Origin of the sequence: Microbacterium sp. NPDC091676, from assembly GCF_044756645.1 — a bacterium.
GTDB classification, from domain to species: Bacteria; Actinomycetota; Actinomycetes; order Actinomycetales; family Microbacteriaceae; genus Microbacterium; species Microbacterium paraoxydans_D.
Genome location: NZ_JBIVTI010000001.1, coordinates 1041681 through 1054365 on the forward strand (window position 1 = coordinate 1041681; position 12685 = coordinate 1054365).

The window sequence follows — 12685 nt, forward strand, 5'->3', positions numbered from 1 at the left end:
CCCGCTCACGGGGTGGGCGTCGGCGTCTCCGTCGGCGGGTGCAGCTTCTCCTGCATGAGCTCGTGGATGAAGTCGTAGTTCGGGTCGAACTCGTCGACGCCGTTCTCGGGCGTGAGCTCGACGGTCTGCACCGACTGCTCCTTCGCCTTGAGCATCAGGTCGAAGAACTCCGGCAGCTTGCCCTGTGGCAGATCGGTGCTGATGAGCGCCGTGCCCGCGGCCGCCACCTCGTTGAACCGCGTGAGGACGGTCTGCGGGGTGAACTGGGCCAGGATCGCCGCCTGCAGCTCGCGCTGTCGCTTCATGCGGTCCCAGTCGCTGGTCGTGTAGCGCGACCGCGCGTACCACTGCGCGGTGTCGCCGTCCATGTGCTGCGCACCCGGCTCGATCCAGCCGATGGCCCACTCGTTCACGTCGGTCCCCGTCCACCCGTCGGGCGGCCCGCCCTTCGGCAGACGCTCGGTGACCGTGATGTCGACGCCGCCCAGAGCGTCGACCAGGTCGGCGAAGCCGTGCATGTCGACGAACACGTAGTACGGGATCTCGATGCCGAGCACGCCTTCGGCGGCCTCCTTGGTCGCCTCGATGCCAGGCGCCGAGCCGGCGGCCTCCGCATCCGGGTAGAGCCCGGTCCCCTTGTCCTCGCGGCAGACCTCGGCGGCGTTCCGGACGTGGTTCATCCAGCCGTTCCAGCCGCAGGACGACGACGCGTAGCCCTGGAACCCGTCCGGGTAGAGCTCCTGCATCGGGCTGCCGTCGCTGAACGGCGCATGCGGGAGCTCACGCGGGATTCCGGTGATGGTCACTGCTCCGGTCTCGGCGTTGACCGAGACGACGGAGATGCTGTCGAAACGCATCGAGTCGCGGCCGTCCCCGCTGTCCGCGCCGAGCAGCAGGATGTTGTAGTAGCCGTCGCTCGGCGGGAGGCTCGGGCCGCTCTGCCCGAAGATCGCCCCGACGCTCCCCCGCACGGAACCCACCGCCGTCGCCGCGTACCCGGTGACCCCGCCGACGAGCCCGAGCAGGACGAGGGCGACGACCGGGAGCAGGAACCGCGACGGAGCGGGGACCTTGACGAGCCGGACGAGACGGAGCGTGTCGAAGGTGAGGACGATCCAGAGGACCACGACGCCCACGAGCAGCACCTGCACGAGCGTGAGCAGGGCCGCGGACACGAAGCCGCCGCCGATCGCGAGCCAGAGGAAGACGGGGCGGGCGAACAGGGCGAGGCCGACGGCGACGATCGCGAGGAACCACGTGGTCAGCGTGACACCGAGCCCGAACCGGCCCAGACGGCGGTTGCCGGCCAGAACCTGCGCCGACCCCGGGAGCAGGACGTTGAGCCCGAGGAGCCACCAGGCCCGTTTCGACATGAGCCCCGGATCGTCGGAGTCGGGGTGGCGCAGCGGCCGCGTCTCGATGAGCGGGCGCCGCGTCGCGCGCGGGGGCGCAAGGGTCACAGCGAGTCCTTCAGCCGATCGTTCTTGACGGCGACCTGCGCTTCGAGCTCGGCGGCGTAGGCCTCCACGCGATCGGCCAGCTCGTCGTCCGCGGCGCCGAGGATCCGGGCGGCGAGCAGACCGGCGTTGCGGGCCCCGCCGATGGAGACCGTCGCGACGGGGATCCCGGCGGGCATCTGCACGATCGAGAGGAGCGAGTCCATGCCGTCCAGATACGCCAGCGGCACGGGCACCCCGACGACGGGCAACGCCGTCATCGACGCGAGCATGCCGGGCAGGTGCGCGGCTCCACCGGCGCCGGCGATGATGACACGCAGCCCCCGCGATCGGGCCTCCCGCGCGTACGACATGAGCTTGTCCGGCGTGCGGTGGGCGGAGACCACCTCGACCTCGTGCGGGATCCCGAAGTCGGTCAGCGCCTGGGAGGCGTCGCTCATCACGCGCCAGTCGGAGTCGGATCCCATGACGACGCCCACCACGGGGGCGGCGGAGGAGTGCAGTGGCTCGGTCACCAGATCAGGCTACGGTCTCGCGCTGGGAGAATCCCCGAGCGGCACACGTCTTTTCCCGTGTCCTGCCGCCCTCTCATTCGAACGCGGCGGCGGCCGCCCTGGCGACGTAGACCGCGTCGTCGAGGTCGTCCCCGGCGACGTTGACGTGCCCCACCTTGCGGCCCGGGCGAGGCGCCTTGCCGTACGTGTGGATCTTCGCGTCCGGATGCGCGGTCATCGCCGCCTCGAAGCGATCGCCGAGAGTGCCCTCCGTGGGACCGCCGAGGATGTTCACCATCACGGACCACGCCGCACGGGGCTGGGTGTTCCCCAGCGGCAGATCCGCCACCGCCCGCAGGTGCTGCTCGAACTGCCCCGTGATCGCGCCGTCCTGGCTCCAGTGGCCGCTGTTGTGCGGACGCATCGCGAGCTCGTTCACGAGGATGCGCTCGTCCTCGGTCTCGAAGAGCTCCACCGCGAGCATGCCGGTCACGCCGAGGCCCTCGGCGATGCGACGTCCGATGCCCTCGGCGACCTCGGCGAGCCGGTCGGTGGCGGCGGGCGCCGGAGCGATGACCTCCGCGCAGACGCCGTCGCGCTGCACGGTCTCGACGACCGGATAGGAGATCATCTCGCCGCCGGGGCGCCGTGCCACCTGCTGAGCGAGCTCGCGGACGAACGGCACGAGCTCCTCGGCGAGCAGCGCGTCGGCGTCGACCAGCGTGTCCAGCCAGTCCTGCGCCTCGGCGGCGGAGCGCACGACACGCACGCCCTTGCCGTCGTAGCCGCCGCGCGGCGTCTTCACCACGGCCGCACCGTCGTGCTCATCGAGGAAGCGCTGCAGATCCTCCGCAGAACGGACCGGCGCCCACTCCGGCTGGGGCACGCCGAGCTCCGTCAGGCGGGCCCGCATGGCGAGCTTGTCCTGAGCGAACTGGAGGGCGTCCGGGCCCGGATGCACGGTGACGCCCTCGGCGACGAGCGCCCGGAGGACCTCCTGCGGCACGTGCTCGTGGTCGAAGGTGACGACGTCGACGTCGGCGGCGAAGGCCCGCACGGTCTCGAGATCCCGGTAATCGCCGACCGCCGTGGCGGCCAGTCCTGCGGCCATCCCCTCCTCCTCGGCGAGGACCCGCAGGTCGAGCCCGAGCTCGACCGCCGGAGCGATCATCATCCGTGCCAGCTGTCCTCCGCCGATCACGCCCACGCGCAGCGCCATGTGCCGCCTCCATTCGTCATGCCCATTCTTCCGCACGCGCGAGGGCACGCGGAACGCTCACGCGTCGCCGATGCCCGCGGCGGGATCACGACAGGTCGTCGCCGCCGGCCTGGGCGTCGCGGTGGGCCAGGATCTGGCCGACCTCGATCTGGTCGGCCAGCGTCTCGTGCACGAGGGTGACGTTGGGCACGTTGACGAGGCGCAGGGGCGCGTCGACGCCGTTGGAGAGCGTGATCGTGCCGCAGCCCCACATCCGCTGCAGCGGACCGCGGCGCACGCCGATCGTGTAGCCGCGGGCGTGGGACATCTCCCGGCGGTGCCGCGAGCCGAGCCCCTGCGCGGCGATCACGCGACGGGTGGTGATCGTCGTCGTCCGCGAGTACCAGACGATGAACGGGATCACGACGGCGACGAGCACGACGAGGCCGGCGGCCGCGAGCAGCATCCAGTCCTCGAACCCGGCCGGGAGGTTGCCGTAGAAGTAGGCGGTGACGCCGAAGACGGCGATGAGCACCAGCGCGGACCAGAAGAGACGACGCGCGTGGCTGCGGAAGCGCGCGATGAGCAGCTCCTCGGCGGGGGTGCCGGGCGGCGGCATCAGCGGTCTTCCGCCGAGCGTCACGGGCTGGGTCACACCCCCATTGTGCCCGGGATCGCCGACAACGCCGTCCGCGGGGCGGCGTGTCCCCGCGTCACGCGGGGCGCACGTGCACGACGTCGCCCGCGGAGACGGCCTGCGCGGTCCCCTCCGCGTCGACGAGCAGGTGTCCCTCGGCGTCGATGCCGACCGCCGTGCCCTCGAGGGTCCGTCCCCCGGGGAGGGACACCCGGACCGCCTGTCCGATCGTGGCGCACCGCGCCGCCACCGCCTCGTGCAGCCCGCTCGCGACGGCGCCCCCGGAGGCGGCGAGCGCGCGCACATGCCCGTCCAGTGCCTCGAGGTAGTCGTGCAGCAACGCGTCCTCATCGGCGACGACACCGTGCACCGCGAACGACGTGGCCGTCGGCACCGGGAGCTCGGCCGGCGACATGGCCGTGTTGACCCCCGCCCCCACGACGACCACGTCCGGGCCCGCCTCGGCGAGGATCCCGCAGATCTTCCGGCCATCGACGAGCACGTCGTTCGGCCACTTGAGCGCCACCGCGGCATCCGGAAGCTGCGCGGCGACGGCGGCCGTCATCGCCGCCCCCGCCGCCAGCGGGATCCAGCCCCGGGCACGGGGCTCGGACGGGAGGTCGCGCAGGAGCACCGACACGGCGAGCGCGGTGCCGGCCGGGGCGGTCCACCGACGGTCGAGACGACCCCGGCCCGCAGTCTGGTCCCGGGTGAGGAGGACGGAGAGGTGCGGCCAGGCGCGAGCGTCGTGCGCCTTCGCGCGGAGGTCCGCATTCGTCGACCCCGTCGCCGCGAGGACCTCGAGACGCGGTGCGAGCGCGGCGGAGCGCGGGAACCCGGTGCTCATGCGTCCTCGTCGTCCGCCTCGTCGTCATCGTCGTCCTCGTCACCGCGGACGACGCCGATCTCGCGATCGCGCCAGCGCTCCCACTCCGCCATGAGCCCGTCGACCGCGGCGTGGAACTTCTCCGTCGCGACGCCGGGGGTGGTGTCGCCGAAGTAGTGGCGGACCCACATCCGCAGGCGCGCGACGGCCGCCTCGTCGTCGCGGACACGCTCCACCTCGGCCACGATGTCGTCCGCGGCCTCCGCGGTCAGCCATTCGCAGTCCGAGAGGTAGCCGGTGGTGTCGACGGCCGCCCGGTCGTCGACCGGGCGGGTGATCATGAGCGGCTTGCCCGCCGCCAGCCGGTCGTAGACCATCGCGGAGATGTCGACCACCGCGACGTCGGCGGCCGCGAGCTGCCATCCCAGCTCCGCGCCGTCGTCGTACACGTGCTGCGCGGCGGGATCGGCCGCGTTGGCGGCGGCGATGGCCGCGATGATCCGTCGATGGGCAGCCCCGTAGGCGTCGTCGACGACACCGCTCCGCGGATGCGGGCGGTAGATCACCCGGTGGCGGCCGGTCGCCAGCAGCCGCGACACGAGCCGCTCGCCGTGGGAAGCGATCGAGCCGTAGTGGGCGCTGGGGCGGTCCCCCTCCCAGGTGGGCGCGTAGAGCACCACGAGGCGCTCGTCCGGGGTGTACGGCAGCGAGCCCGAGTAGTGGTCGGCCTGCGGGCGACCGATCTCGATCGTGCGTCGCTCGACGTCGTAGTCCCACAGCGTGCGCGAGAGGCGATCCCTGGCGGCCTGCCCGGCCACGAACGCATAGTCGTACGCCTTGTACTGGTTCGTGGTCATGTACATCTTGTCGGACTCGCCGTGGTTGATGAACACGTGCCAGCGCCGTCCGTACCGGAACATCTGGAAGTTGCGGGTGTTCTGGTTGACGTACAGGACGACGCGGACGTCCTGCGTGGCGAGGAAGCGCTCGAGATCGCGCACCGTCGGCACGAAGGCGACGGGCGGGGCGTCCTCCTCGAGGAGCTTCTCGGCTCCGGTCGCCTGTCGTGCCAGCACCACGACGGGCCAGCGCTCCGCGAGCGTGGCGAGCGGGCGGTACCACTGGCGCATCTGGTACATGTTCACAGCGCCGTCGGCGAAGTACACGGCGACGCGGAAGTGATCGGCCGGGTAGGGGTCCTGCGCCGCGAGGCGGCGTCGCACGCGCTGCACCGCCGACCGTGACGCGAGCGCCCGTCGCAGGAGCCGATAGGCCTTCTTCGCGTCAGACAGTGCACCCATCCCTCCAGGATAGTTCGTCCCGCTGTCGTCCCCCTGGGCGGCCGGCGACCCGATGGCCCGCCTGGGAGAGGGTGGGGAGGCGCGCGTGACATGATCGACGTGTGCCAGCCAACGGATCCCCCGCCCCCGTCACCGGGGTGTCCTTCGTGATGCCGGTGCTCAACGAACGCGCCTACCTGGAGCACGCCGTCGCCTCGGTGCTGGCTCAGGAGGTGGGGGTCCCCACCGAGCTCGTCCTCGCGCTGGGACCGTCGTCGGACGGCACCACCGACCTCGCCCGCCGGCTCGCGGCCGACGACGACCGGATCCGGCTGGTGGACAATCCCGCCGCGCACATCCCCGTCGGGCTCAACGCCGCCATCCGGGCCAGCCGCTACCGCACGATCATCCGGGTCGACGCGCACTCGGAGCTCGCACCCGGCTACGCCGCCCGTGCCCTCGAGACCCTGCACCGCACGGGAGCGGCCAACGTCGGCGGCGTCATGCATGCCGAGGGCCGCACCCCGTTCCAGAAGGCCGTCGCGCGGTTGTACAACTCCCCCGTCGGCCTCGGCGGCGGCGCCTACCACGGAGGCCGTGTCGAAGGGGAGGCGGAGTCGGCGTATCTCGGGGTGATGAGACGAGAGGTGCTCGACGAGGTCGGCCTCTTCGACGAGTCGATCCGCCGCGGTGAGGACTGGGAACTGAACCTGCGCATCCGGCAGGCGGGCCACCGCGTGTGGTTCGACCCCGAGCTGTCGGTGACCTACTGGCCTCGCGAGAGCTGGCTGCGGCTGGCCCGGCAGTTCCGCGCGACCGGGGCGTGGCGAGGAGAGCTCGTCCGCCGATTCGGACGCCGCAACGGCCTGCGCTACTTCGCCCCGCCGGTGCTCCTGGTGTTCGTCGTGCTCGCCGTCGTCCTCGGCGTCCTGCAGCTCACCGGCGTCGTGTCCGGCACGGCCTCCCTCATCGCCTCGGGCCTCGTCTACGTCCCGCTCGCCCTGTATGTGCTGCTCGTGGTCGGCGTGGCCCTCGCCCCGGGCGGGGGCGGAGTGCGGCAGCGCCTGTGGACGCTCCTCGTGCTGCCCACGATGCACCTCTCGTGGGGCCTGGGCTTCCTCGGCGGTGTCCTGCGCGGAGCCGGCGACACCGTGGACGCATCCCGGCTCGGCACGCGCAACACGCCGCTGCCCTGAGGCCGACCGTCAGGCGGTCACGAAACCGAGGTCGAGGATCCGGTCGACGACCCGACGAGCGGCGTCGCCGTCGTCGAGCGCGTTGAACTGCCGCTGCCAGGCGGCGTAGCGCTCCGCATACCGCTCCCGGTGCCCCTCGTCCGCCAACGCCGCCACCAGCTCGTCCTGCGTGCGGAGCAGCGGGCCGGGCGCCCGTTCCGCCAGGTCGAAGTAGAAGCCGCGGAGCTGACCGCGGTAGTGGTCGAGGTCGGGCACCAGGAAGTACATCGGCTTGCCGGTCACGGAGTAGTCGAACATGACGGAGGAGTAGTCCGTGACGAGGGCGTCGGCGGCGAGCAGGAGCTGCGACGTCTCGGGATAGCCGGTCACGTCGATCACCCGGGCACCCGCGCGATCCCTCCCCTCCCCCAGCGTGCGCGAGTGACCGCGCACCAGCACCACCGCGTTCGTCTGCTGCGCCAGGAGCTCGGGATCGACGAAGTCGACCATCTCCGCCCGGTCGTCGCGCCACGTCGGCGCGTAGAGGACGACGCGCTCGTCGGCCCCGATGCCGAGCGCCGCGCGCACGGCGACCGGGTCGCCGGTGCGCAGCGCGTCGTTGCGCGGATAGCCGTCGACCCAGATCGGCCGCCCGAAGAACGCGTAGGCCTTGCGGAGGATCCGCGCGGCGTACGCGTTCTGCGCGAGCAGCACGTCCCACCGCCGGGACTCCTTGACGACCGCCGCCATCCGCCGGGGATCGAAACCGGGGCGGTGCAGGGCCAGGCGCTTGAGGGGCGTGCCGTGCCACGTCTGCAGCACCTTCTGCCCCGGCTTGCGTGCGAAGCGGCGCCGCATCCAGTCGTTCACGACGAGCAGCCGCGCGGCGCCACGGGCGCGCCACCACTCCGGGCTGCCCTCGATGACCGCGATCGCGCCGTCCGGCACCTCGACCGACAGATCCACGACGCTCCAGTACCGGCGCACGTGCGGCGCACGCCGGGCGAGCTCGCGGTCGATGGCGCGCGGGTTGCAGCCCACGCTCCGCCCGTAGAAGCTCTCGAAGAACACGGCGTTCTCGGTGCCGCCCGCCTGCGCCACATAGCGCTCCTCCAGCGTGGAGCGCCCCTCCGCCGTGTCGTACACGGGATCGACGGGGGCCCCGATCCGGACGACGGCGCCGTCGAGGGCGATCCGCACCCCCGGGAGGACGATCGGCGCGAGATGCAGCTCGGCCGGATCGACGCCGTCGATCCGCAGGTCGTACTCCCCGGACGGCAGAGGCAGCTCCGGGCCGCCCCATCGCGACGCGCGGAGCGCGAACGTCGCCTTCCAGGTCTTTCCCCCGCCGGTGAGGCGGGCGTGCACCCGCGCTCGCGGTCCGACGAGCTCGGCGCTCTTCGGACGCTCCCCGGTCCCTGCGATGACCAGCGCCTGTGCCGTGTCATCGATGCGGGCCGTCGTCATGCTGCTCCCTTCGGCGCGGGAATGCCCCGCGCACGGATCGCGCGGTACACCCGACGGGTGTTCTGACCGTCGCGGAACGCGTGCATCTCCGCGCTGAGCGTAGCGGAACGCCCGGCGGCCTCGTCGAACGCCGCCTCGTCGCCCAACAGCGCAGCCAGCCGCGCGAGGGCGGATTCCCACCGGGTCGCGACGCCGGTGGCGGCGACCTCCTCGAAGCGGCCGTAGAAACCGCGGGTGCGCCCGTACTCCGCCACATCCGGGGCGAGGAAGACGACCGGCATGGCCAGCAGGCCCACGTCGTAGGCCAGCGACGAGTAGTCGGTGAGCAGGACGTCGACGGCGGGGAGGACCGGGGTGACGTCGCTGACGACGGTGCTGGGCAGCGCTCGCACCCGCGTCGTGGGCACCGGCGGCGCGTAGCTGCCGTCGCCGAGCGGATGGGAGCGCACGAGGAGGACGGCGTCGTGCTCCTCGAGCACCCGGATGATCCGCACCCATTCCTCGGCCGTGGGCACGGAGGGGTCCGGAGCGCCGTCCCGCCAGGTGGGCGCGTAGAGGACGACCCGGGCCGGGTCGCCGATCGTGCCCACGGCCTCGGCGAGCAGAGCCCGCGCCCGGGCACGGCGTTCCTCGGGCGTCCCCGATGAGAGCACGTCGACGCGCGGCTCCCCCGTGACGACGACGCGATCGTCCCCCAGCGCGAACGCGGACTCGAGGCGTGCCCTGGCCCGGTGCGAGGCGGCGGGCAGCACGCGGATCCGTTGCGCGGCGCCGCGGTACAGCAGCCCGACGACGCGCCGGAGGATCGGCGCGCCGGGGACGGCGGGCACCTGCGTGGTGGCCGGTGAGTCGAGGCCGATGCGCTTGAGCGGGATACCGTGCCAGAGCTGCACGACGAAGGCGCCCCCGTTGCCGTAGCGGTTCACGTCACCGAGGCCGTGCGTCACGATCAGCACGCCGGCGCGGGCGGTCGCCCACCATCCGCGCAGCCCGCCCCGCGGGACGGTCCGCAGGCCGAGGGCCTCGGCGTCGGCCGCTTCGCGCGCTGATCCGGTCAGCCAGAGGGTGTCATGCCCCTCCGCGGCCGCATACCGGTGCAGGGCGAGAGCGCCGTCGCCGACGCCGGCACCGCAGCCGAAGACCCAGCGCCGACCGCGCGGCACGACGAGGGTGCCGAGACGACCGAGGGCGTACAGCGGGATCCGGAGCAGCTTGGCCGCGTTGCCGGTGCCGAAAGAGAAGGACGCCACCCGGCGAGCCTATCGCGCGGGTGGCGTCCTTCTCTGACGGGGTGATCAGCCGGCGAGCGTGCCGAGCGTCACCTCGATCTGACTCTGCTTGCCGTTGCGGACGTAGGTCACGTCGGCCTTGCTGTCGGCCGCCGCCGCGCGGACCTGCGCGGTCAGGTCGGTCGCGCTCGTGATCGGCACCCCGTTGAAGTTCGTCACGACGTCGCCGGCCTGGAGACCGGCGGCCGCCGCCGCGCCCCCATCGGTGACCTCGGCGATGTACGCCCCGGCCTCGGTCGCGCCCTCGACGCCGGACGCGTCGCGGACCGACGCGCCGAGCAGACCGTGGGTGGCCGCGCCGTCGGCGATGATCTCGTCGGCGACGCGCTGGGCGATGTTGGACGGGATGGCGAAGCCGATGCCGATCGAGCCCGACTCCTCGGAGCTGCCCGAGCTCGCGATGGCGACGTTGATGCCGATCAGCTCGCCCTTGCTGTTGACGAGGGCGCCGCCCGAGTTGCCGTGGTTGATCGCGGCGTCCGTCTGGATCACGGCGATCGAGATCGACTCGGTGGCCTGCTGACCGCTGTTGCCCGGCAGATCGAACTGGAACGGTCCCTCGCTCTGACCGTCCTCCGGCGCCTGCTGCTGCGGGGCGTCTTCGGAGGAGGAGTCGGGCAGAGCGGAGGAGGCGATCTGGATGCTGCGGTTCAGCGCGCTCACGATACCGGTGGTGACCGAATTCGCCAGGCCCAGCGGGGCGCCGAGCGCGACGGCGGTGTCGCCGACGTTGAGCTTCGACGAGTCCGCGAACTCGATGGGCGTGAGACCCTCGGCGTCGGTGAGCTTGATCACCGCGAGGTCGTAGATCGGGTCCGTCCCGACCACGGTGGCGTCGTAGATGCGGCCGTCGGAGGTCGTGACGCGGATCGTCGGATCAGCCGCCGCCCCGCCGAGGGTGACCACGTGGGTGTTGGTGAGGACGTAGCCGTCCTTGCTGATGATGACGCCGGAACCGCTGCCGGCCTCCTGGGAGCCGGCCACCTCGATGGTGACGACGGAGGGAAGAGCCTCGGTCGCGACCGCGGTGGTCTCGTTGACCGAGCCGGGGTTGTTCACCGTGACGGTCTGCGGACCCTGCGCCGTTCCGGAGGACGGCGAGTCCTGCAGCCCGGTGAGCAGCGCGCCGCCACCGAAGCCGGCGACGCCGCCGACGAGGGCGGCCGCGACGATGAACGCCGCGACGCGGGTGCCGCCGCGCGACTTCTCCTTTGTGGCGGCGGGAGCCGGCTCGCCCGGGGGCACCGTGCCGTCGAGCGGCCGGGTGTCCTGCGCCGGGACGCCGAACGCGGCGCCGGGGGTGCCGGCGGCCAGGCCGTGCGGCACCGGGGCCACGGTGGGGGCGCCGGCGGCGTGCGACGCGAACGTCGGCGGCATGTGGTGGCCCTGCGGGGCGACCGGGGCGGAGGCAGCAGGGGCGCCCGTCACAGGGGTGCCGTCGGCGGCCGGAGACGGCGCGCTCGGCGCGGCCTCGGGGGTCTGGGGGATCTGGGGGGTGTGTCCGGCCGACACGGCGTCGTCCGACGCCGGTGCCGGGCGGTCCTGCGGGTTGTCCTGGTTCATGGTGTGCTCCTTCAACGCTCCTCCAGGATGCCCCGCATCCCTGTGCGTTCCTTATGCCCAGCGTGAGTTTCCGCTATGGCCTTAGCCTGTTCTTCATGAGTGTCATCCCCGGCGCATGGCGTCGCACGGCGGCCGGTGCCGGTCTGCTCGACGCGGACGGTACGGTCGCGCCCACCATCTTCGCAGAGATGTCCGCCGCAGCGGTCAGAACCGGTGCCATCAACCTGGGGCAGGGCTTCCCGGACGAGGACGGTCCGGAGGCCGTCCTCGACGCCGCCCGTGCCGCGATCGCCGACGGGGTCAACCAGTACCCGCCGGGACGTGGGTTCCCCGACCTGCTGGCGGCCATCTCCGAGCATCAGCGGCGGTTCTACGGACTCGAGGTGGATCCGGGTACCGAGGTCGTCGTGACCGCCGGCGCCACCGAGGCCCTCACCGCGACCCTCCTCGCCCTGATCGACGGGCCGGACGACGAGGTCGTCGTCTTCGAGCCCTACTACGACTCGTACGCCGCGGCGGTGGCGCTCGCGGGTGCCCGGCTCCGGACGGTGCCCCTGCGGGCGCCCGACTTCCAGCCCGACCTGGATCGGCTGGCGGAGGCCGTCACGGACCGGACCAGGATCATCCTCGTCAACGACCCGCACAACCCCACCGGAGCCGTCTTCGACGAGGAGGTGCGCCGCGAGGTGGTGCGCCTGGCCGCGCGGCACGACGCGGTGATCGTCACCGACGAGGTCTACGAGCACCTCACCTTCCATGCCCCGCACGTCCCGATCGCCACCCTGCCCGGTGCCGCGGAGCGGACCCTCACCATCTCGTCGGCGGGGAAGACCTTCTCGACCACGGGGTGGAAGATCGGCTGGGTGCACGGCCCCGCCGCGCTCATCACGGCCGTCCTGACCGTCAAGCAGTACCTCACGTACGTCAACGGCGCGCCGTTCCAGCCTGCGGTGGCGGTGGGCCTCCGCCTCGACGACGCGTTCTTCTCGGACGCCGCCTCGCAGCTCGCCCGCAAGCACGCCATCCTCGGGGACGGTCTGCGCGCAGCCGGATTCGCCGTCCACGCACCGCAGGGCGGCTACTTCACGGTGGCCGATGCGACGGCCCTCGGTGGCACGGACGCGGCGGCCTTCTGCCGCGCGCTCCCGGAACGCGCCGGAGTCGTGGCGATCCCCCTCACCGCCTTCGTCTCCCCCGCCCGGCGCGCCGAGTTCGCGGGATTGATCCGCTTCGCGGCGTGCAAGCGCGTGGAGGTGCTGGAAGAGGCGTCCGCGCGTCTCGCGGGCCTGCGCCCCTGAA

Annotated in this window: 11 protein-coding genes; 2 read left to right on the plus strand and 9 right to left on the minus strand. The window is 72.6% G+C overall.

Going from position 1 to position 12685, the window contains the following annotated elements; all coding sequences use genetic code 11:
• Nucleotides 1–5: 5 nt before the first annotated feature.
• From ACIQID_RS05220 to ACIQID_RS05245, 6 genes are all read right to left on the minus strand, one after another.
• Nucleotides 6–1460, minus strand: a complete 1455-nt coding sequence (locus tag ACIQID_RS05220; protein ID WP_400282601.1) for an LCP family protein — start codon at nt 1458–1460, stop codon at nt 6–8.
• The gene (purE, locus tag ACIQID_RS05225) at nt 1457–1924 is read right to left on the minus strand and encodes a 5-(carboxyamino)imidazole ribonucleotide mutase (protein WP_312675033.1); all 468 of its coding nucleotides are present in this window, start codon (nt 1922–1924) and stop codon (nt 1457–1459) included. Before purE ends, ACIQID_RS05220 begins: the two co-directional genes overlap by 4 nt.
• A gap of 121 nt (nt 1925–2045) precedes the next feature.
• Nucleotides 2046–3170 carry a 5-(carboxyamino)imidazole ribonucleotide synthase gene (locus ACIQID_RS05230; RefSeq protein ID WP_400282604.1) on the minus strand — a complete coding sequence of 375 codons (1125 nt, stop codon included), beginning with the start codon at nt 3168–3170 and terminating at the stop codon, nt 2046–2048.
• Between the two features lie 85 nt (nt 3171–3255).
• Complete coding sequence (locus ACIQID_RS05235) at nt 3256–3768, minus strand: PH domain-containing protein (protein ID WP_312675035.1); 513 nt, start codon at nt 3766–3768, stop codon at nt 3256–3258.
• Between the two features lie 94 nt (nt 3769–3862).
• The gene (locus ACIQID_RS05240; RefSeq protein ID WP_400282607.1) at nt 3863–4633 is read right to left on the minus strand and encodes a biotin--[acetyl-CoA-carboxylase] ligase; all 771 of its coding nucleotides are present in this window, start codon (nt 4631–4633) and stop codon (nt 3863–3865) included.
• Nucleotides 4630–5913 carry a CDP-glycerol glycerophosphotransferase family protein gene (locus ACIQID_RS05245; protein ID WP_312673144.1) on the minus strand — a complete coding sequence of 428 codons (1284 nt, stop codon included), beginning with the start codon at nt 5911–5913 and terminating at the stop codon, nt 4630–4632. Before ACIQID_RS05245 ends, ACIQID_RS05240 begins: the two co-directional genes overlap by 4 nt.
• Before the next feature lie 149 nt (nt 5914–6062).
• Here ACIQID_RS05245 and ACIQID_RS05250 point away from each other — a divergent pair, with 149 nt between their 5' ends.
• The gene (locus tag ACIQID_RS05250; protein ID WP_312675036.1) at nt 6063–7088 is read left to right on the plus strand and encodes a glycosyltransferase family 2 protein; all 1026 of its coding nucleotides are present in this window, start codon (nt 6063–6065) and stop codon (nt 7086–7088) included.
• Nucleotides 7089–7097: 9 nt separating this feature from the next.
• On the opposite strand, the gene ACIQID_RS05255 is transcribed toward ACIQID_RS05250, so the two are convergent.
• The 3 genes from ACIQID_RS05255 to ACIQID_RS05265 are packed head-to-tail and all read right to left on the minus strand — an operon-like array spanning nt 7098 to nt 11386.
• Nucleotides 7098–8534 carry a CDP-glycerol glycerophosphotransferase family protein gene (locus ACIQID_RS05255; RefSeq protein ID WP_312673145.1) on the minus strand — a complete coding sequence of 479 codons (1437 nt, stop codon included), beginning with the start codon at nt 8532–8534 and terminating at the stop codon, nt 7098–7100.
• Nucleotides 8531–9784, minus strand: coding sequence for a CDP-glycerol glycerophosphotransferase family protein (locus ACIQID_RS05260; protein WP_400282611.1), 1254 nt, complete (start codon nt 9782–9784; stop codon nt 8531–8533). Before ACIQID_RS05260 ends, ACIQID_RS05255 begins: the two co-directional genes overlap by 4 nt.
• 45 nt (nt 9785–9829) lie before the next feature.
• A complete protein-coding gene (locus ACIQID_RS05265; protein WP_331202570.1) occupies nt 9830–11386 on the minus strand; it encodes a trypsin-like peptidase domain-containing protein in 1557 nt (518 codons plus the stop codon).
• Between the two features lie 95 nt (nt 11387–11481).
• Between ACIQID_RS05265 and ACIQID_RS05270 the strand changes: the two genes are divergently transcribed.
• Entirely contained in the window at nt 11482–12684 is a 1203-nt protein-coding gene (locus tag ACIQID_RS05270; RefSeq protein WP_400282615.1) for an aminotransferase class I/II-fold pyridoxal phosphate-dependent enzyme, read from the plus strand.
• The last annotated feature ends 1 nt before the right edge of the window (nt 12685 follow it).

What these genes read in the sequence shown, in the direction of transcription:
- purE (WP_312675033.1), bottom strand. Translation starts at nt 1,924, where the DNA reads ATGGGATCCGACTCCGACTGGCGCGTGATGAGCGACGCCTCCCAGGCG.
- ACIQID_RS05230 (WP_400282604.1), bottom strand. Translation starts at nt 3,170, where the DNA reads ATGGCGCTGCGCGTGGGCGTGATCGGCGGAGGACAGCTGGCACGGATG.
- ACIQID_RS05235 (WP_312675035.1), bottom strand. Translation starts at nt 3,768, where the DNA reads ATGCCGCCGCCCGGCACCCCCGCCGAGGAGCTGCTCATCGCGCGCTTC.
- ACIQID_RS05240 (WP_400282607.1), bottom strand. Translation starts at nt 4,633, where the DNA reads ATGAGCACCGGGTTCCCGCGCTCCGCCGCGCTCGCACCGCGTCTCGAG.
- ACIQID_RS05245 (WP_312673144.1), bottom strand. Translation starts at nt 5,913, where the DNA reads ATGGGTGCACTGTCTGACGCGAAGAAGGCCTATCGGCTCCTGCGACGG.
- ACIQID_RS05250 (WP_312675036.1), top strand. Translation starts at nt 6,063, where the DNA reads ATGCCGGTGCTCAACGAACGCGCCTACCTGGAGCACGCCGTCGCCTCG.
- ACIQID_RS05255 (WP_312673145.1), bottom strand. Translation starts at nt 8,534, where the DNA reads ATGACGACGGCCCGCATCGATGACACGGCACAGGCGCTGGTCATCGCA.
- ACIQID_RS05265 (WP_331202570.1), bottom strand. Translation starts at nt 11,386, where the DNA reads ATGAACCAGGACAACCCGCAGGACCGCCCGGCACCGGCGTCGGACGAC.
- ACIQID_RS05270 (WP_400282615.1), top strand. Translation starts at nt 11,482, where the DNA reads ATGAGTGTCATCCCCGGCGCATGGCGTCGCACGGCGGCCGGTGCCGGT.